Source organism: Pseudomonas sp. Pmew2 (genome assembly GCF_058129885.1).
This window is the reverse complement of sequence record NZ_CM176702.1, coordinates 4798374-4815402: the sequence shown is the minus strand read 5'-3', so window position 1 is coordinate 4815402 and position 17029 is coordinate 4798374. Positions and strand designations below refer to the sequence as shown.

Here is a 17029-nt window from a genome sequence, read left to right as displayed (position 1 = left end):
TTGCGTGGGTTGGGTTAGCTGGCTTGCTGCAACTGGACGTCGCCACCGGCAACGCCGCCTTCGATCCACACCGCGTTGATTTCGGCGGGCAGCTTGGCGGGTTTCTCCTTGAGCGAGCCGCACACGATGGCGGTTTCGATATCGCCGGACTTGGCCAGGGACATGAGCATGCCGAACAACTGGCCGCGAACGGTTGGCAGCAGCACGTCGAAGCGGTCCAGCACGATCAGTTTCAGGCCGCATGCAATGGTGATGGCCGTGCCGATCAGTGCATCACAGCGCCACCGCTCAGACTCGGACAGCAGCACGTAGGCGCGGCCACCGGCAGTGATTGCCATGTCGCCGCCGATGGCAGTGACCGGCCAGCCAGCGAGCGTGGACAGGCGTTTCAGGCTGTTGTTGATCGGTTGCAGCGCACCGGCAAGGATTTCACCGGGGATGCCGTCAGGCGCAAGGGCCTTCTCGATCAGAATCCAGTCCAGCACGTCTTTGTGGTGTTTGGCGGCGTCGGCAGCAATCTTGCCTGCGTTGGCGATGGTGTTCAGACGATCCCGGACCATAGTGGCTTTGGCTTCGGCGCGGGTTCGGATATCACGCTGCACCTGAATGGCACTTTCGCAACGAGTGATATCGGCTTCGCTGGAGCTTTGCGGCGTGCTTTCGATGTGGGCAGCCAGGTCACGCTGGGCGGCAAGTGCTGCATCGACGCGCAGGCGGTCATTGTTGCGCGTGCTTTCCAGAAGCTTCACGGCTTCGGCGGCCTTCTTCACTTCCGCCTGAGCCTCGGTCAGTTTCTTGGCGTCAGCAGTTTTGCCCTTGAACACCTCAACCTGCTGGCCTACAACCTTCAACTTGACGTGGCAGCTCGGGCACTCACACGGTGATTCGCCGTTGTACGCCTGTACAGCGTCCTGCCACTGCTTGAGCTTCGGTTGCCACTCGGCCAACGATTCCTCGGTTGCGATCAGCTTTGCACACTCCCGATCCAGCAGTTTCGCCTTCTCTTCAAGGTCTGTTTTGCGTGCAGACCACTTGGCGCTGGCGTTCAGATTGCCTTTGAGTTCGCCCAGGTACTGGTTGCCTTTGTCGATCTCTATCGCGGCCTTGCCCTGTTCTGCCTGTGCCGCCTCAAGGTCCGCTTGAGTCACCTCAGGCACGCCCTCTGGCATTTCGTCGATGAAGACAGCCCAGCATTCAGCCTTTTCAGTGCCGTAAGCCTCGCCGGTGATGGCTTTCCACGCGCCCCGGCTTTCGCTGGTGTTCGATTTGGCCTGTTCCTGAGCAGCAGCAAAGCCGCTCAACAGCAACGGCTTGATGGCCTCGACCTTCTTCGGATCGGCACCCTTGGCCATCAGCTTCTCGGCCACTACCGAAGGCTTGGCGCTGGATTTGGTCAGCGCGAACAACAGCGAACGCTTGGCCTTGTCGTCCAGCTTGGCGAAGGCGTCCGGGTTCAGCACGAACGGCAGGTATTCCTGGCCATCCACGTCGGTGCGCTCGCCCTTGCCGGTGGGCAGGGTGATGGTGCTGGCCGCGCCGTCGTGCCCGATGATGATCTGGCCTTTCTTCTGGCCCTCGGTGATGAGCATTTTGTAATCGCCCTTCTTGGCAACGCGGGCGGCTTCGCCCAGTGCCAGGCCGATGGCCTCTTTCAGGCTGGATTTACCGGCACCGTTGTGACCGCACACCATGGTGATGGGCGCGGTCAGCTCCAGATTGGCGTTGCTCAGACCTTGGAAGTTCTCGATGTAGATCGATTCGATTTTCATGCTTGCGTTACTCCACGCAAAGGCTGCCGAGTTCGGCAATGACCTTGTAGGTGTTATCGATGGACTGCTCGGCTTCGGTTTCCAGTTCGATGACCTGGTTGTCAACGAGGCGCAGCAGCAGGGTGGTGGCTTGATCGCTGTCAATGGCGAGACGACGCTGCAGCCATGCCACGTCCACGGTGGTGGCGTGCAGCACAACCAGTTGGCTGGCGTCTTCGTAGGTGTATTCGCCGAACTCTTTGCCGTGCAGTTGCTGGTGTTCTTCCATCGCCTGCTTGTGCTGTTGCGGTGCCTGCTCAAGATCCCGTTGCTCTACCTCGTCGAAGTCCCGGTCATTTTCCTCAGACTTGAAACGGCCCCGGTGCATAGCCTCGGCAATGGCTCCGGCGCTCAGCGGCAATTCGCGCTGATCACGCTCGGCTCGGATGCCGTCTATGCCCTCGGCGTAGTCGTTCGGGGCCAGCACCAGCAAACAAAGCTTGCCCGCCACGTCGATCAGCCCATGCCGGTTAGGGTCTTGAGCATCAATCGCGGCGGTTACTGTGATGGCCTTGGCCTTGAACTTGGCGTCAACCACTGTCACCGGGATGGTATCGACGCTGCGCGAGCTGATGATGCTGATAGCAGCGGTCACAGCGTCTTCTGTCAGCGCCGTGAGACGGTCGATCACTTCCTGCTGATCTTCTTCGCTCAGGCGGGGAAACGGTGCTTTGATGTTGCGCAGCTCGAACAGCGCAGCATCGACGATATCGTGCACCATCAACTGATGAGCAAGCACCATAGGGTGGACGCCATGCAGGCGGGCGCGCTCGATTGCTTCAATGTGTTCTATCTTCATGGGTGTTCCTCAGTTATTGGCGATGCGCTCCAGCGTCTCGCGCTGTGCGTGGCTCAGATGGGTGCGCGGGCCGTGGCGCTTGAAATTGGCCCGAATGTCGTCGGTAAAGGTCACTTCCCAGTTGTTGGCCGCCAGCAACTCGGCGGCGGCCAACAGCACGGCGAATTCCTCTACCCGGTCGTATTGCTCTTCGACGGATAGGGCGGCCATGGCGGGTTACTCGAAAGCCAGGCCGTCAGTGTCGGCGGGCTCTGATGTAACGTTTTCGGTGGTTTCTGTTGCAGGATCAGCGGTTTCTGTCGCGTTTTCCGCCGCATCTGTAACGATTTCTCCGGCTTCTGTATCAATCGACTGGCCGTCCTCTTCAATGATCGAAGGCGCTTCGGGCTCTTTGTTGCGCAGGTCGTTCATGTCCACCGAGTAGGTGCCAGCGCCGTCGGCGGTGGCGTCGATGAAGTCCTCGACCTCTTCGCGTGACTGCAAGCCCATCAGCAGCTCGGGCGCGTAGAGACGGCCCAGCATGCTGGCTGCCCGGTAGCGCAACATCACTTCCGGCATAGTCAGCCACTTGCTGCCGTTCTTGGTCAGCCAGCCTTCATCAATGGCCATCTGCATGGAAATGGTCGGGCCGTTGAGCCGGTCGCCGGTTTCTTTCTCGATCACCCAGGCTGTGCAGGTCTGGTGCTTGATCTTCGCCTTGCGCTGCTCTGTGACCTTCTTGCCGTCTTTCCAGAACGTGGCGCTGTAGGTCAGCTCCTCGGCCTTTCCTGGCTCGCTCAGGTCAAAGCGCAGCGGGCTGAAACGACCGCAGCTGTTGAGCATCGCGATAATGAACTGGCTTGACCAAGACGGCCGACCCTCGATCACGTACAGGTTCTGCATCACCATCAGCGGGTCAGCGCCCATGCGCAACGCCATGTTCAGCGCTACCACGCAATTGGGCAGGCCAGCAGGGTTTGGCACATGGCCGGTGACGCGGCCGTATTCCTTTGTTTCGGCAAAGGCGCGGTACTGGACTGGCACCAACGTGGAACCGGCGAGCGCTTTGGCAACACGCTGCAGTTGTTCGAAGCCGGAGCCGGTCAGCAGCGACATAGGGGCATCGTTCTTCGGCGGGGCGACAGCGCTGGTCTGCATTGCCGCCAGTGAGGTGGTTTGCTGGGTCATGGTCGTTTACTCGTGGTAAGGGCAGGTTGACCAGCGCGGGCAATACTTCGCGCTGCATAGGAAACTCTGTGGGTTGGGTGGAAACAGGCCGGTGCGGAACATCTCGGCACCGATCTGGATCAGGCCGGGAAAGTCTTCGGTACCCACCATCATTTGCTTGGCGCTACGAATCTCGCCGATGCCGACTTCCGGTTTGCCCTTCGTTTTCAGCCCGATGATGTGGGCCGGTGCGGTGCAGGGCTCGCCGGTCGTGTGTTCTTCAAGGATTTCGTAGGTGCCGATCTGTGCGGCGTGGCCTTTCGTCTTCGCCACGCCTTCACTGACGGCAGCGCCGCCCGTTTTCACGTCAGCGATACCCTTGCCGTCGCCGGTCTTGCAGATCCGCGCCCGGTCGAGCTGGCCGGTCAGGCGGATGATCACGCCACCGCCGCAATCAATCTCCAGCGGCGTGGCTGTGCGCTCGACAGCGAGGTAGTCATAACGCGGGCTGACCTCGTTGCAATACTTCGTGTGCAGGGGCAGGGCTATGCGTTCTGCCTCTTGGAGGGTCAGCTTGTCGGCCTTCCAATCGACCTCACGGTCAGGGTTGCGCAACGTGTGGATGAGCAGCTCGGCCGTGTCGTAAGCGCTCAGGTTGCTGCCGTTCATGCGGGAAACGTCGAACGCCGCGGTGCTGGCATGTATTGACGTTCCCAGGTGGGCGCGTGGGCTGCTCGGGCTTTTGATGCCCAGCAGGTGAACGCCTTCCCATTTGTAGGCGCAGTCAAACAGCGAGCCCCACGACGAGGCCCGCACGGTTGTGACGGACATGATGGATACCTATTGAGTGATCAGGCCGCCGATTGCGGGGCCGATGAGGGTGATTGCGCAGAACAGGGCGCCGGTGATGGCCGACACCCACCAGATGCGGCGGCGCTTTACGCGCTGGTGGCGGGTCATGGGATACATCGATCGCTACGCCCGCAGTAGCTGTAATCAGGATCGAATTCGCTGGCATCGCAGGCTGCCTCGTAGTCATTTCCGCAGGAACGACACTCAGCCACCCAAACGCCGCCATTTCGATGCAAGCCATCTGGCTCACGACCCTGCGCGGCTTCATTGCGGTAGTTACGCTCAATCCGGTTGTTGCGCTTTGCCTTGGCAGCACGTATGCAAAGTGTGTCCGTGGCGTCGAAGCGGCGATTTTTCATGCGCACCTCGCAATCAGCATCCCGCGCTTGCTCAGCTTGAGCCGCATGGGCCCAGGCAGATCAGCAACCAAAAAAATGCCCCGACGATGCAGGGCTTTGATGATTCCGTTCATGTCTCTGGCAATGATCGTCACTGCGCACCCCCGTGTAACAAGTTGAGGGCACCCAGCCGGCGCCCCATGCTTTCGCGGCGCAGCGCCAGGCGACGTGTCGACGCCGCCTCACTTGCACGGCTTTCGAACTCTTCCATCTGCTGCTCATCGATGAGCCCGTGCGCGTAGTTCGCTTGGATCATGCCCTTGCAGAACTCGACGTCCGGGTACTGCGACGTGCCGATCTGCGTTATCTGACGCTCGATCATGGCTACAGCGTTGGCTTGGCGGCTCATGCTGCCCACCGCTGCCGGAACACGCCGACGTCAATCTCGTGCCAGAGCGCGGTGCGGATCTGCGCGTCATGCAGCCGTGAGGCTTCTCGCAAGTCCCAACCGGTGCAGTCCATGCGAATACCGTCGCTGTCGTAGGTGATGCCCGACAGCAGTTTGTATTCAAGTTCGCGGGTGCCCATGCAATCCCAATCGCTGTCGCGGTTGTTCGGCTGGGGCGGGCTGTTCTCGCAATGGGTTACGTCCACTTGAAGGACAAACCCCTCAACAATCACTTCGTGGATCATGTGTTCGCCCTCCAAGGTGGCGCTGGTTACATCCGTCTGCCCACTCGTTGGAATGGACAGAGGTGATGCGGTCAGCCTTCCCGGCTCATCTGCTCGTGACTGGCGTGCTCTTCGCTGCAGAACGGCAAGCTTTGGGTGCGGACGTACTTCTTGTTGGTGATCGGGTGGATTGCCTGATCAATGATGTTTCGATAGATCACAGGGTCAGCAGGCTTGCGGCAGCGGGTGCATTTCACGGTTGTTTCGGTCGCTTGTTCCATGGTGTTTCTCCGGTTGATTTCCCAATGCACCCGGTTGCCCAGGTACATCAGTGAAATTTTCCGTTTGCCAACGGCCCCGAGGTCTATACGGCGCAGCCAGTGAGGGAATCGCCCCCGCCCAGCGCGTCAAAGCCTTTCCAAGCCATCAGCGGTGAATCGTTTGGTTTTTAAAGAGCGCTGACTTTCGCCAAGGCCCGCACATGCAAGCGGACTTGCATATATAAAAGCATGCTTGTGGTTTATGTGCAAGTTCCCTTGTGTTTATTTCCTTGGGACGAAAAAAAGCCCGCTCAATGGCGGGCTTCGGTGACTCTTGTTTCAGATTGGTTCTATCTGGACCGGGTTGACCTGATCAGGTCTCGGGTTTTCGATCCTTCCTCCTCCAACTGCCTGACAACCGCGTCAGGAGAGGCCGAGTAAGAGGCGTAACGTATTTCCTTGCGGATGACGTATGTGCAGGCCGCCATCGTGATGATCGTGGCAGTGAACCCAAGAACAAGAATGCGCTCGATCTTCATAGCTTCTTCGCATTCCAGGCCAGCAGCACCCGGGCATGTATGACGATACTGTTCAGCTCGTCGCCCTTGATGTCATACGGCGGGAACGTTTCATTGTCAGACAACATGCGCAACATCTTCGGAAGGCGCTGCAACCGCTTGATGTAGAGCATCCCGTCGAGCGTGAAGACGTACACGCCATCAACCACAACCTCGTTGATGCCTTGGTCGACAATCAGCGGATCGCCGCTGGCAAAGGTTGCCCCCATGCTTTCGCCAAACCCGGTGATCACCGATAGGTTCTTGTCATGGGTGTAGGTGATGCCCTGCTCACGTAGGTATTCAGTGCGCACCGTGATGTTGCGTACCGTCTCAATGTATTCCTTGGGCAGCACCTGGCCTGGGCCCATTGACCCAACGACGTCGTACTGAGGGATATCAATCTCGTCGTCTCTTTGATGCCGCGTGAAGTCACCCTGCGCGACGTTACCCGCAGCACGTCGCTGTGGTGGTTCGCCAGCGCCGTCCAGCAGCCAATCGACAGTCGTATCAAGGGATCGAGCGAGGGACAACAGATGCTCGTTCTTGATGTTTCCTGTGTCTCCCGCAAACCACTGGCGCACTGCCTCGTAGCTGACTCCACATGTGTTGGATATCAGCCGTTTCACGCCCCGCACGCCGGTTTCAGGCTTTCGGACCAGCACAAGCTTTGTCATTCGATCAGTGATGTTCATTTGCCCAATCTACAAGTTAGCTTGTCAAGCATGCTTGCTTATTAAGTACAAGCATGCTTGAATTTGACGAACGAGCATTGGAGGTGCCTATGAAACGTCAACAAGCTATCGATTTTTATGGCTCCATCCCCGCCCTCGCCAAGGCCCTCAAGATCACTTATGAGGCTGTGCGGCAGTGGGGGGAGGAGGTCCCTGAGTTACGTCAGTACCAGCTGGAAAAACTCACCAACGGGAAGCTGAAAGCAGGCGCGGACAGCGCGTCGCAGTCGGCGGCCTGACCATGTCAACGACCTCAGTAAGCCAAGAAACCGATGAAACCGCACGGGAGACGGAAACCCTGATCTTGCAGCGGGTTTTGTCCGTGGGTCAGAAAGAGATAGCCCGTGAAACCGGGTTGAGTGAGTCCACGGTTTCGAGGTGGAACGAGGGCGAGTACGCAAGATGGGCCAAGGTGCTGTCGTTCCTCGGCCTGCGCGTCGTTCCTCAGTCCGCGATGCTCGTCACGCCTGCCTACCTGCACTCGCTGGAAACCCTGGCAGAGATCGGGTTGAAGGCTGAGAAGAAGCGGCCGGGCCCGCTCGGGTGGGACTGATCATGGCCGCCCTCCCGTACATGCAGCTCTACGTCGCTGACTACCTCGCCGACACCATGCATCTGAACACCGAAGAGCATGGCGCGTACCTGTTGCTGATCTTCAACTACTGGCAGACCGGCAAGCCCATACCAGTGTCTCGACTTGCTCGTATCGCACGACTTTCCAACGAGCGTTGGACGGACGTTGAACGGTCGTTGAACGAGTTCTTCAACGAGCGTGATAACGAATGGGTTCATGACCGAATTGAGCGGGATTTAGAAGCGGTTCATGCAACACAAACTCAACGAATTGCAGCCGGAAAGGCTTCTGCCGAGGCTCGCAAGCAGGCCGCAAAGGCCCGTAAACCAAAGGCTGCGAACGCCCGTTCAACGCCCGTTGAAATCTCGTTGAACGAAAACCCAACGAATAAAGAAGAGAAGAGAAGAGACGAGATAAGAGATACACCACCACTCTACGCGCAGGACGTTTTCGACAATCGGGCCAAATTCAGCATGAATCCCGATTGGCTTCCCTGCGAAAAGACATTCGCCGCCGTGCTGACCATGAACGCCATGGCCAACCAGCAGTTCGACGAATCGCAACTGCTCGAATTCAAGTCTTTCTGGATCGCATCCCCTGACGAACACCGCACCCAGGCCAAGTGGGAACACGCACTTGCCCAGCATTTGAAACGTGACCTTCGCCACCAGCAGGCCAACGGGAGAAGTACCGATGGAAACCAAAACGCCGAACTATCGGGAAATTCCCAAAACAATCAGGGCCGTGGTCCCCAAGATCGCTACTCACGACCTGCTCGACAGGGCCCCCTCTCTGCTCCAGACCGTGTCCGAGCCGCAATCGCAGAGCGCGATGCTCTCGAGGACGCTTCTCGACAAGCTGTGGATCAAGATGGCTGAGTTCTACGGACACCGCTGGACGTCGAGCTTTGGCGTGATCGCTGATCCTGAACACACATGGGCCAAGGTCCTGGCAGGCGTCACCGGCATCCAGATCGCCAACGGCTTGCACGCGCTGATCGAACGCGGCGATGAATTCGACTGGCCACCACCTGCGAATGTGTTCCTGTCGCTGTGCTTGCAGGTCAAGGGCTTGCCGACTGAGGCGCAAGCATGGGACGAAGCCAGGTCAGGCAAGTACACCCACGAAGCCGTGCGCATTGCCGCAGAAGCCACCAGCACGTTCGACCTGCACGGTTCTGACAGCAACGACAAGGCCCTGCGCCAACGCTTCGAACGCAACTACGCCATCGTCATGCGCCGTGCACAGACCGGCCAAAATCTGGAAGGGCGCATTGCTCACGGCGTCGGCCACGACAGCATGCGCGACCCACGACAGGTCCAGCTCGAGCATTCCCGCAAGGAAGCTGAGGCCCTTGTCGCTGCGCAGGGCATACCAAACAACGCACAGGCGGCGCGTTACCAGCTGCTGACGATGCTTGGCATCCGGAGAAACGACCATGTCTGATCACAAGCCCGTCACGTTTCTGGTACCCGGTGAGCCAGTAGGCAAGGGCAGGCCACGCGTGCGCATGCTCGCCGCGAAGCCTGGGGGGAAGCCCATGCCCATGCTGTATACGCCAGCTGAGACCAGAGCCTACGAAGAACTGATTGCCCTGCACGCAGGCGTCGTGATGGCCGGTCGCGAGCTGATCGGCTGCCCGGTCCTGATGGAACTGCGAATCATGGTGCCCATCGCCGCGTCATGGTCGAAGAAGAAAACCGCCCAGGCACTTGCAGGTCAGGTCATGCCCACCAAGAAACCAGACGCCGACAACGTCCTGAAAGCCATCTGCGACGGCATCAACGGCATCGTGTTCAAGGACGACGTGCAGGTTGTGAACGTCTCCCTGAGCAAGCGTTTCAGCTCCACGCCCGGTGTGTACGTGCGTGTTGTTCCCCTCGAGGCATTGCCATCATGACCAATCCCAAATTGATCTGGACCACGCACAAGCTCGCCGATGGCTGGGTGCTGCTGTGTGTCGACGCCGACCTCGAACAGCCAGGAGAGCCCGAGGCAATGCTCGGTATGAGGCGCGCTGTACACCCGTTCCACTTCGACCAGATGAACGAACCGGTTATAGCTTTCACGCTGGTTATCGCTGAAATGACTAACGCGATTATGTGGGGGGTAAGTGGGGCGCAGTGCGCTCAATCACTGCCTGCCTCGCGTGCGCACGCGTTTGGGGCCTGACCTTGACGCCCCTACAGATCGATTGGTTTCAGGTCATCACGGTGCTTTTGCGCCGGGGCTACTCGCTGTCGTCTGTCGCGTCACACATAGCCGTACCCAAGTCCACGCTGATTGGCTGGAAGCAAGGCGCTGAACCGCGTTACAGCGAGGGAGAGCGCCTTATCTCGTTCTGGGTGCAGGTCACAGGTGGTGACCGCGCCGCACTTCCCATGGTCGCAATCGGCGACTGGTGGGCTTATCACTCCAAAGCATGAGGTAACACCGATGAAAATTTCACCCGAAGTCGAACAACGCGCAATCAACCTGTCGGACGCGGCTGCACGGGCGTCACTGGCGGGCAATCACGAACTGTCGAAGAAGCTGGAGGATTCTGCCAGTGCGTTGCTGGAAGGCTCAGCGCCAAGCTTTGAGGAGTTCGCAGCCATGCGCAATCACAACATCGAGCGCCACGAAGGCAAGTACATCAGCAAGCAAACCCAGGAGCTGTACGAGTGCTGGCAGGCTGCTGGTGGTGCGGCCCTGACCTGATGGCCAAATGAAATAGTCGGGAAACCGACCGATCCGCAGAACGATCCTGCTGTCATCGATGCCCAGCCACCGCGCTGGGCTTTTTTTTGACCTGGAGGCAACACCCATGAAGCCCCAGCAGGAGAGACACATGGCTAGTCCGGCACCGGAAAGCATCGTTGAGGTTGTCGGAGCGTCAGTTGCCAGCAAAGGCATGATGGTCGGCGGGGCCGCTGGCCTTGTCGGCTGGCTGTCGCAAGTGAACTGGATCGGGATATCAGGCGTTGTGATTGCCGTCCTCGGTCTGCTGATCAACCTGTACTTCCAAGTGCGCAAAGATCGACGTGAGGACGCCGAGAGCGCCGCCCGCATCGAAGCATTGCGCGAGCAGTTCCGCCGATGAGCGCCCGTAACCGCATCGCGGTCGCAGTGCTGACGATGAGCCTCGCTGGGCTTGGTGCCTGGAAGGCCAACGAAGGGTTCACCGATCACGCCATCATCCCCACCGTGGGCGACGTAGCCACCATCGGCCACGGCTCGACCCGGTACGAAGACGGCAGCCCCGTCAAGCTGGGCGACCGCATCACACCGCAGCGTGCTGACGTGCTGGCCCGAAACCTGATCAGTCAGGACGAGAAGAAGTTTGCCGCGTCACTGCCTGGCGTGCGCCTGCACCAAGCCGAGTTCGATCTGTACATGGACTTCGTCGGCCAATACGGACTGGGCAACTGGCGTCAGTCGTCGATTCGCTCCAACCTGCTGGCAGGGCGATACGCGCAGGCCTGCGAATCCCTGCTCAAGTGGCGCTATGCCGCTGGCTATGACTGCTCGACACCGGGCAACAAGCGCTGTCTGGGCGTGTGGACGCGTCAGGTTGAGCGCAACGCACAGTGCAGGGCAGCGCAATGAAGATCCTTGCAGGCATCTGCGCTGTGCTGCTGGTGGGCTTGTTGCTCGCCCTCTGGCGCATCGATCACGTCAGCACCAGCCTGACCAGCGCAACCAGCACCATTGCCACGCTCGAGGCCGCCGCCGAATCTCGCCGCAACACCCAACGACTGCTGCTCGACCTCGACACCAAGCACACACAGGACCTCACCAATGCCCAGAACACCAATGCTCAGTTGCGTGCTGCTGTCGCTACTGGCAAGCGCAGGCTGTCAGTCAAAGCCACCTGTCCCACTGTGCGAGGCACCGCCAGCCCCACCGGCATGGATGATGATCAAGCGCGAGCCGACATTGACCCAGCGTCTGCTGAACGAATTGTCACCATCGCCAACGACGGAGACGACGCCATCCGCGCCTTGAACGGCCTGCAGGACTACATCACCACCGCTTGCATCCCTCGCAAATAGTCGGGAAACCGACCACCCGCCACACCGATGCTGGCCCTCGTTGATCACATCCATCACGAGGGCAGCACCCATGGACAACCAGCACAAGAAAATCACCGGCTATCGCGACCTCACGCAATCTGAGATCGACGGTATCAACTCCATCAAGGCTCTTGAGGCTGATGCCGCTGCGCTGGTCAAGCAGTTGAAAGCGATCCCCGATGTTGATCAGCGCGCCATTGCCCTTGCCGTCACCAATTTGCAGCAGGCCTGCATGTGGTTGACCAAGGGTGTTGCCCGTTCGGACAACCCATTCGCCTGATCCCCGCCATTCACCCGCAGCAGCACCGGAGACACAACCATGCCAGCACCAGACGACCTCACCACCCAAACCCCAGGCCAACCGCTGGCCACCATCACGCCGCTTGCAGGCGCGATCAGTGACGCCAACACGGGCAACCCCAACGCTAACGAGAGCCTGACCGCCAATGCGCAGGCCCCGCTGTACGTCGCCAAGCACAACGGTGGCGGCCGCTGGATCATCGTTGATGCACAGGGCGAGCGGTTCAGCGAGTTCATGACCAATGACAAGCCCGAAGCCGAAGCCGAGGCGCTGCGCCTGATCGACGGTGGCGCGCCCTACGTCAAGCCCGACGAGTCAGCCAGTCAGGCCCAGAGCCAATCACTGGCCACGACCAAGCCTGACGCGGTCGACCCCACCAAGCTCAAAGCCGCAGTGATGACCGCCGATGGCTGGCTGTGCCCTGAGCCCGCAGCGGCAAAGGAGTAAGGCCCATGGGCAGCAAGCCAAGCAAACCGAAAGTCGTTGAGACGGAAGACCCGGCCGTCACAGCCCAGAAGGCAGCGGATGCCGCCGCCAAAGCTGCCAACGAAGAAACCGCCGTGCGCAAGAAACGCAAGTCCGAGAGCAGCCTGCTTTCGAGTGCTGGCGCGCAAGGCACCGTACTCAGCCAAGGTAAGAGCACTCTCGGATCATGATGACAGCCGCCCAGATCTGCAAAACGTTGAGCACGCTCAAGTCGTTACGCTCGCCGCACGAGTCGGTCTGGCGCGATTGCTTTGACCATAGCTACCCCATCCGGGGGAGTGGCTTCTGCATCGAACAGATCACGGCCATGGAGGCGCAGATGCGCAAGGCCAGGATGATCGACGGCACCACCACGGACGCTGCACGGATTCTTTCGTCCGGCATCATGTCGGGCCTGACCCCGGCCAACTCACTGTGGTTCGGCATGGACGTGGGGCAGGAGAGCGACGAGGAACGCCGCTGGCTGGACGGATCAGCCGACATACTCTGGCAGAACATCCACGCATCCAACTTCGACGCAGCCGCCTTTGAGGGGCTTATCGACGTTGTGTGTGCTGGGTGGTTTGCCCTGTACATCGATCAGGACATGGAGAAGGGCGGCTTCACGTTCGATCTGTGGCCTATCGCGAGCGTGTACTGCTCGGCGTCGAAGGCTGGCGGCAAGATCGACACCGTGTATCGCACGTACAAGCTCACGGCAGAGCAGGCGGTGAACGAGTTCGGCGAGGACAACCTGAGCGAGACCACGCGCAAGCTGGCCAAGGAAAAGCCGCAGGAGCTGGTCGAGTTCATTCACGCGATCTACCCACGCACCACACACATGGTCGGCGCTCGGCTGGCCAAGAACATGCCGGTTGCTTCGTGCAAGGTCGAAGTCGCCGCCAAGACGCTGGTTAGCGAGTCGGGCTATCACGAAATGCCAGTCGTTGTGCCGCGCTGGATGATGATCCCGGACAGCGTGTACGCGGTTGGCCCGGTGTTCGACGCACTGCCTGACTCGCGCACCCTCAACGAGCTGTGCCGCATGGACCTGGCTGCCGGTGACCTGGCCATCGCTGGTATGTGGATTGCCGAGGACGACGGCGTGCTGAACCCGCGCACGGTCAAGGTCGGCCCGCGCAAGATCATCGTTGCGAACTCTGTGGACAGCATGAAGCCCCTGCAAAGCGGCTCCAACTTCCAGTACGCGGAGACCAAGATTGCCCGCCTGCAAGGCTCTATCCGCAAGATCCTGATGGCCGATCAGCTTCAGGCACAGGACGGCCCGGCGATGACGGCAACCGAAGTGCATGTGCGTGTGAACCTGATCCGTCAGTTGCTGGGCCCAGTCTATGGCCGCCTGCAAACCGAGTACCTGCAACCGATGATTGAGCGGTGCTTCGGCATTGCGTATCGCGCTGGTGTGCTTGGTCAGGCCCCAGAGTCATTGGCCGGTCGTGACTTCACCGTTCGCTACCTGTCGCCGCTGGCACGCTCTCAGAAGCTCGAGGAGGTCAGCGCCATTGACCAGTTCGTGCAGGGCGCTCTGATCGTTGCTCAGGCAGATCCAAGCGTCATGGACAACATCGACATGGACGAGGCCCAGCGCTTCAAGGGCGAGGCTCTGGGCGTGCCGTCGTCGGTCATCCGGAGCAAAGCCGACCGCGACAAGCTCCGCGAGGATCGTGCAGCGCAGCAGAAGGCCGCGCAGGAGCAAGAACAGCAGGCAGCCATGCAGCAAATGGCTGCTCAGACGGCAATGAAACAGCAACCGGGAGCAGCAGCCTGATGGCAATTGAAGTCGATGCAGCCATGTACAAGCGCGTGTTCGAGGATCACCACGAAGGCCGGTTGATCCTCGACGCGCTCACGCAGCAGTTCGCCAGGCCAGCAGTGGTCAAGGGCGGGATTGATGCAGTCCTCGAAACCTACCAGCGTGACGGCCAGCGCCGTGTGCTGGAGTTCATCGTTTCCCAAATCAACAGAGCGGACGGAGTAGATACCAATGCGTTTGAAGAATAGTTTTTCCCAGTTCATGGATGTGTTCCTGATGGCCGAGGCGGGGACTGAGGGTTCGCCGGGCGGTGGTCCAGCACCTGCCCCGGCACCCGCTCCAGCAGCGCCAGCGCCAGCACCTGCACCCGGCTCAGTGCTGGCCAACGTCGCAGGCTCGGACTACATCCCGGAGAAGTATCGGACCAACAAAGAGGACGGCACCCTTGATCTGGAAGCATCGTCGCGCAAGATGTCCGAAGCGTACAAACACCTCGAAACGCGCCTTGGTTCCGGTGATGCGCCGCCCAAGACCGCCGAAGAGTATGCCCCCAAGGTCGAGATCGAGGGTTTCAACTGGGAAGAGTTCAAGGCGGACGAGAGCACCCAGTCGTTCCTGAAAGGCGCGCATGCCAAGGGCCTGACGAATGATCAGGTTTCGTTCGTGATCGGCGAATACATGCGTGTAGCGCCTGAACTGGTCGGCGGCGCAGCGCAGCTCACCAGCCAGGATTGCACCGCCACACTCAAGACACTGTGGCCAGACGATCAAGCAATGACGGGCAACCTGCAATCGTCCTACCGCGCAGCCCAGGCGTTTGCGGGCGAGGCGGGCAAGCCTGGCAGCTTCGAAGCGCTGATGAGCAAGTACGGCAACGACCCGGACTTCATCGCGTTCACCGCGAATATCGGCAAGGAAATCAGGGAAGACAGCCAGATCAACGGCGGCAACGTGGTCAATGACGGTGACTTCGACGTCAAGACGTCCGAGCTGCGCGGCCAGATTCAAGCCCTGCCAGCCCACGACCCCAAGCTGCCGGGCCTGCGCCAGCAACTGAACGATATGTACAACTCCCGCTACAACAAGCCCGCCTCACGCCTCGTCACCAAATAGTCGGGAAACCGACCGACTCCCCCGCACAACATCGCAGGCATTCCAGTAATGGACCGGCCTGCGATGGCATGCAGATACCCGGAAAGCCCCGAGGCGCAGCACAGCCGATGCACGCCAGGAACCCGGCCCACGCAAGTGGACACCCGGAAGGCAATCAACTATCTGCATTGGAGTGCATTACATGTCACAACAGATCACCGAAGCTTTTGTCCAGCAGTTCGCTGACAACTTCATGCACGTCGCTCAGCAGTCGCAAAGCCGACTGGAATCGACTGTCACCATCGAGCCGAACATCGTCGGTATGTCCAAGTCGGTTAACCGTCTGGGTCAACGTACCGCGACCCGCCGCACCCAGCGCCACGGCGATACCCCGATCAATGATCAACCGCACAGCACCCGGTACGTAGACCTCTACGACTGGGAAGACGGCGACATGGTCGATGATCAGGACAAGATCCGCATGCTGGTTGACCCGACGTCGGACTACGTCAAAGCAATGGTCAACTCTCTGAACCGCGCCAAGGATGACGTAATCATCGGTGCGCTCGGCGGCTTCTCCCGCGCCACGTCCGGCCAGATCATCCTGCCAACCAGCCAGAAAATTGCCGTGGGCGGCACTGGCCTCACCAAGGCAAAGATCATCCAGGCCAAGAAAATCTTCCGCCTGAACGAAGCCGACGAGGAAGCGGGCGAAGAGCTGTACATGGTGTACAGCGCACAGGCTGCCGCTGACATTCTCGCCGACCCAACCCTGACCAGCGCTGACTACCTGGCTGGCCAGTTCCTGCAACAGGGCAGCGTTCGCGGTAAGTGGATGGGCTTCAACTGGATTCCGTCCGAGCGCATGGGCAAGTCCGGTACCACCCGCTACCTGAACGCCTACGCCAAATCAGGCGTCGTTCTGGGCAAGGGCGCGGAGATCACTACCAAGGTCGGCGAAGATCCGGGCAAGGGCTTCAACGTCCGTATCTACGCAAAAATGTCCATCGGTGCGGTCCGCGTCGAGGAAGAGAAAGTTGTTGAGATCGCCTGTCTGGAGTCGTAAGCCAGGCGTTTCACCCTCAACCCCATGATTCAGGAGCTTCAACAATGGCAACCGTTCTCGCATCTCTCGCGGCAGCCCGAGTGGCTTACCCGCAAACGCTGGTGAAACCGAACCTTCAAGGTGCGGACATTCAAGTGCTGGTTAGCACCTACACCGTTCCAGCCGGTGGCCAGGCTATTGGCGACGTCATTTCGTGGGGCTTCTTGCCTCTCGGTGCGCGCCTGATGCCTGGCACCAAGTTCTATTTCGGCGCTGGCGCTGCATCGTCTGGCATCAACCTGGGCGACGCTGTTCTGGCCAACCGCTACATGACCACTGCCAGCCTTGCAGCCGCAGGCAGTGCGGCTGCTGAAAACCAGTACGCCGGTGGTGCGCTGTTCGAAGTGGGCGTGGTCAAGCCCAATGACGCTACCGACATGAGCGAACTTCGCTCGCAGGTGTTGGGCGCTGCGTTGCAGGCAGGTCAGGTGATCACGCTGGTGGCGCAGTACGCCGGTCAGAACTGATTCGGGCGCAGCCACGGAAGGCAATTATTC

General features: G+C 59.9%; 30 protein-coding genes. 19 read left to right on the top strand and 11 right to left on the bottom strand.

The window, feature by feature from the left end; all coding sequences use genetic code 11:
• Positions 1-14 precede the first annotated feature (14 nt).
• The 11 genes from AC4ANK_RS22270 to AC4ANK_RS22220 form a co-directional block, all read right to left on the bottom strand.
• Positions 15-1769, bottom strand: a complete 1755-nt coding sequence (locus AC4ANK_RS22270) for an AAA family ATPase (RefSeq protein WP_460384460.1) — start codon at positions 1767-1769, stop codon at positions 15-17.
• 7 nt (positions 1770-1776) lie between these two features.
• A complete protein-coding gene (locus tag AC4ANK_RS22265) occupies positions 1777-2607 on the bottom strand; it encodes a hypothetical protein (RefSeq protein WP_031595327.1) in 831 nt (276 codons plus the stop codon).
• A gap of 9 nt (positions 2608-2616) precedes the next feature.
• Positions 2617-2817: a hypothetical protein gene (locus AC4ANK_RS22260; protein ID WP_031595325.1), complete on the bottom strand. Its 201-nt coding sequence runs from the start codon at positions 2815-2817 to the stop codon at positions 2617-2619.
• A 6-nt stretch (positions 2818-2823) separates the two neighbouring features.
• Positions 2824-3774, bottom strand: a complete 951-nt coding sequence (locus tag AC4ANK_RS22255) for a hypothetical protein (RefSeq protein WP_050512909.1) — start codon at positions 3772-3774, stop codon at positions 2824-2826.
• A 6-nt stretch (positions 3775-3780) separates the two neighbouring features.
• Positions 3781-4584, bottom strand: a complete 804-nt coding sequence (locus tag AC4ANK_RS22250) for a PD-(D/E)XK nuclease family protein (RefSeq protein WP_002552431.1) — start codon at positions 4582-4584, stop codon at positions 3781-3783.
• Between the two features lie 9 nt (positions 4585-4593).
• A complete protein-coding gene (locus AC4ANK_RS22245) occupies positions 4594-4722 on the bottom strand; it encodes a hypothetical protein (protein ID WP_460414675.1) in 129 nt (42 codons plus the stop codon).
• Positions 4710-4964, bottom strand: a complete 255-nt coding sequence (locus AC4ANK_RS22240; protein ID WP_460384463.1) for a hypothetical protein — start codon at positions 4962-4964, stop codon at positions 4710-4712. The genes AC4ANK_RS22245 and AC4ANK_RS22240 overlap by 13 nt, the downstream gene beginning before the upstream one ends.
• Positions 4965-5094: 130 nt before the next feature.
• Positions 5095-5352 carry a hypothetical protein gene (locus tag AC4ANK_RS22235; protein WP_031595319.1) on the bottom strand — a complete coding sequence of 86 codons (258 nt, stop codon included), beginning with the start codon at positions 5350-5352 and terminating at the stop codon, positions 5095-5097.
• Positions 5349-5636 carry a hypothetical protein gene (locus tag AC4ANK_RS22230; RefSeq protein ID WP_031595317.1) on the bottom strand — a complete coding sequence of 96 codons (288 nt, stop codon included), beginning with the start codon at positions 5634-5636 and terminating at the stop codon, positions 5349-5351. The genes AC4ANK_RS22235 and AC4ANK_RS22230 overlap by 4 nt, the downstream gene beginning before the upstream one ends.
• A 71-nt stretch (positions 5637-5707) precedes the next feature.
• Positions 5708-5896 carry a hypothetical protein gene (locus tag AC4ANK_RS22225; RefSeq protein ID WP_135000757.1) on the bottom strand — a complete coding sequence of 63 codons (189 nt, stop codon included), beginning with the start codon at positions 5894-5896 and terminating at the stop codon, positions 5708-5710.
• A 514-nt stretch (positions 5897-6410) separates the two neighbouring features.
• Positions 6411-7127: a LexA family transcriptional regulator gene (locus tag AC4ANK_RS22220; RefSeq protein WP_002552437.1), complete on the bottom strand. Its 717-nt coding sequence runs from the start codon at positions 7125-7127 to the stop codon at positions 6411-6413.
• 89 nt (positions 7128-7216) lie between these two features.
• Between AC4ANK_RS22220 and AC4ANK_RS22215 the strand changes: the two genes are divergently transcribed.
• The 19 genes from AC4ANK_RS22215 (at position 7217) to AC4ANK_RS22125 (ending at position 16999) form a co-directional block, all read left to right on the top strand.
• On the top strand, positions 7217-7405 hold the full coding sequence (locus AC4ANK_RS22215; protein ID WP_031595315.1) for a Cro/CI family transcriptional regulator: 189 nt from the start codon (positions 7217-7219) through the stop codon (positions 7403-7405).
• Positions 7406-7407: 2 nt separating this feature from the next.
• On the top strand, positions 7408-7719 hold the full coding sequence (locus AC4ANK_RS22210) for a CII family transcriptional regulator (protein WP_031595313.1): 312 nt from the start codon (positions 7408-7410) through the stop codon (positions 7717-7719).
• Between the two features lie 2 nt (positions 7720-7721).
• On the top strand, positions 7722-8618 hold the full coding sequence (locus AC4ANK_RS22205; RefSeq protein ID WP_160188671.1) for a DUF1376 domain-containing protein: 897 nt from the start codon (positions 7722-7724) through the stop codon (positions 8616-8618).
• On the top strand, positions 8572-9186 hold the full coding sequence (locus AC4ANK_RS22200) for a hypothetical protein (protein ID WP_460414674.1): 615 nt from the start codon (positions 8572-8574) through the stop codon (positions 9184-9186). The genes AC4ANK_RS22205 and AC4ANK_RS22200 overlap by 47 nt, the downstream gene beginning before the upstream one ends.
• The gene (locus tag AC4ANK_RS22195) at positions 9179-9640 is read left to right on the top strand and encodes a RusA family crossover junction endodeoxyribonuclease (protein ID WP_031595309.1); all 462 of its coding nucleotides are present in this window, start codon (positions 9179-9181) and stop codon (positions 9638-9640) included. Before AC4ANK_RS22200 ends, AC4ANK_RS22195 begins: the two co-directional genes overlap by 8 nt.
• Positions 9637-9912 (top strand): hypothetical protein, encoded by a 276-nt coding sequence (locus tag AC4ANK_RS22190; protein WP_031595307.1) that lies wholly within the window; start codon positions 9637-9639, stop codon positions 9910-9912. The genes AC4ANK_RS22195 and AC4ANK_RS22190 overlap by 4 nt, the downstream gene beginning before the upstream one ends.
• A gap of 2 nt (positions 9913-9914) precedes the next feature.
• The gene (locus tag AC4ANK_RS22185) at positions 9915-10166 is read left to right on the top strand and encodes a hypothetical protein (protein WP_080718875.1); all 252 of its coding nucleotides are present in this window, start codon (positions 9915-9917) and stop codon (positions 10164-10166) included.
• 10 nt (positions 10167-10176) lie between these two features.
• The gene (locus AC4ANK_RS22180) at positions 10177-10440 is read left to right on the top strand and encodes a hypothetical protein (RefSeq protein ID WP_031595303.1); all 264 of its coding nucleotides are present in this window, start codon (positions 10177-10179) and stop codon (positions 10438-10440) included.
• A 130-nt stretch (positions 10441-10570) separates the two neighbouring features.
• Complete coding sequence (locus AC4ANK_RS22175; RefSeq protein ID WP_031595301.1) at positions 10571-10822, top strand: holin; 252 nt, start codon at positions 10571-10573, stop codon at positions 10820-10822.
• On the top strand, positions 10819-11328 hold the full coding sequence (locus AC4ANK_RS22170; RefSeq protein WP_002552444.1) for a glycoside hydrolase family protein: 510 nt from the start codon (positions 10819-10821) through the stop codon (positions 11326-11328). Before AC4ANK_RS22175 ends, AC4ANK_RS22170 begins: the two co-directional genes overlap by 4 nt.
• Positions 11325-11774 carry a lysis system i-spanin subunit Rz gene (locus tag AC4ANK_RS22165; protein WP_031595299.1) on the top strand — a complete coding sequence of 150 codons (450 nt, stop codon included), beginning with the start codon at positions 11325-11327 and terminating at the stop codon, positions 11772-11774. The genes AC4ANK_RS22170 and AC4ANK_RS22165 overlap by 4 nt, the downstream gene beginning before the upstream one ends.
• Before the next feature lie 70 nt (positions 11775-11844).
• Entirely contained in the window at positions 11845-12075 is a 231-nt protein-coding gene (locus AC4ANK_RS22160) for an Acb2/Tad1 domain-containing protein (protein ID WP_031595297.1), read from the top strand.
• A gap of 39 nt (positions 12076-12114) precedes the next feature.
• Positions 12115-12543 (top strand): hypothetical protein, encoded by a 429-nt coding sequence (locus AC4ANK_RS22155; RefSeq protein WP_002552447.1) that lies wholly within the window; start codon positions 12115-12117, stop codon positions 12541-12543.
• A gap of 5 nt (positions 12544-12548) precedes the next feature.
• A complete protein-coding gene (locus AC4ANK_RS22150; protein WP_002552448.1) occupies positions 12549-12752 on the top strand; it encodes a hypothetical protein in 204 nt (67 codons plus the stop codon).
• Positions 12749-14350 carry a portal protein gene (locus AC4ANK_RS22145; protein WP_031595295.1) on the top strand — a complete coding sequence of 534 codons (1602 nt, stop codon included), beginning with the start codon at positions 12749-12751 and terminating at the stop codon, positions 14348-14350. Before AC4ANK_RS22150 ends, AC4ANK_RS22145 begins: the two co-directional genes overlap by 4 nt.
• A complete protein-coding gene (locus tag AC4ANK_RS22140) occupies positions 14350-14583 on the top strand; it encodes a Bbp19 family protein (RefSeq protein WP_031595294.1) in 234 nt (77 codons plus the stop codon). The genes AC4ANK_RS22145 and AC4ANK_RS22140 overlap by 1 nt, the downstream gene beginning before the upstream one ends.
• Positions 14567-15448 (top strand): hypothetical protein, encoded by an 882-nt coding sequence (locus tag AC4ANK_RS22135; protein ID WP_050512907.1) that lies wholly within the window; start codon positions 14567-14569, stop codon positions 15446-15448. Before AC4ANK_RS22140 ends, AC4ANK_RS22135 begins: the two co-directional genes overlap by 17 nt.
• A gap of 181 nt (positions 15449-15629) precedes the next feature.
• Positions 15630-16493, top strand: a complete 864-nt coding sequence (locus AC4ANK_RS22130; protein ID WP_031595292.1) for a phage capsid protein — start codon at positions 15630-15632, stop codon at positions 16491-16493.
• A 44-nt stretch (positions 16494-16537) separates the two neighbouring features.
• The gene (locus tag AC4ANK_RS22125; protein WP_002552452.1) at positions 16538-16999 is read left to right on the top strand and encodes a hypothetical protein; all 462 of its coding nucleotides are present in this window, start codon (positions 16538-16540) and stop codon (positions 16997-16999) included.
• The last annotated feature ends 30 nt before the right edge of the window (positions 17000-17029 follow it).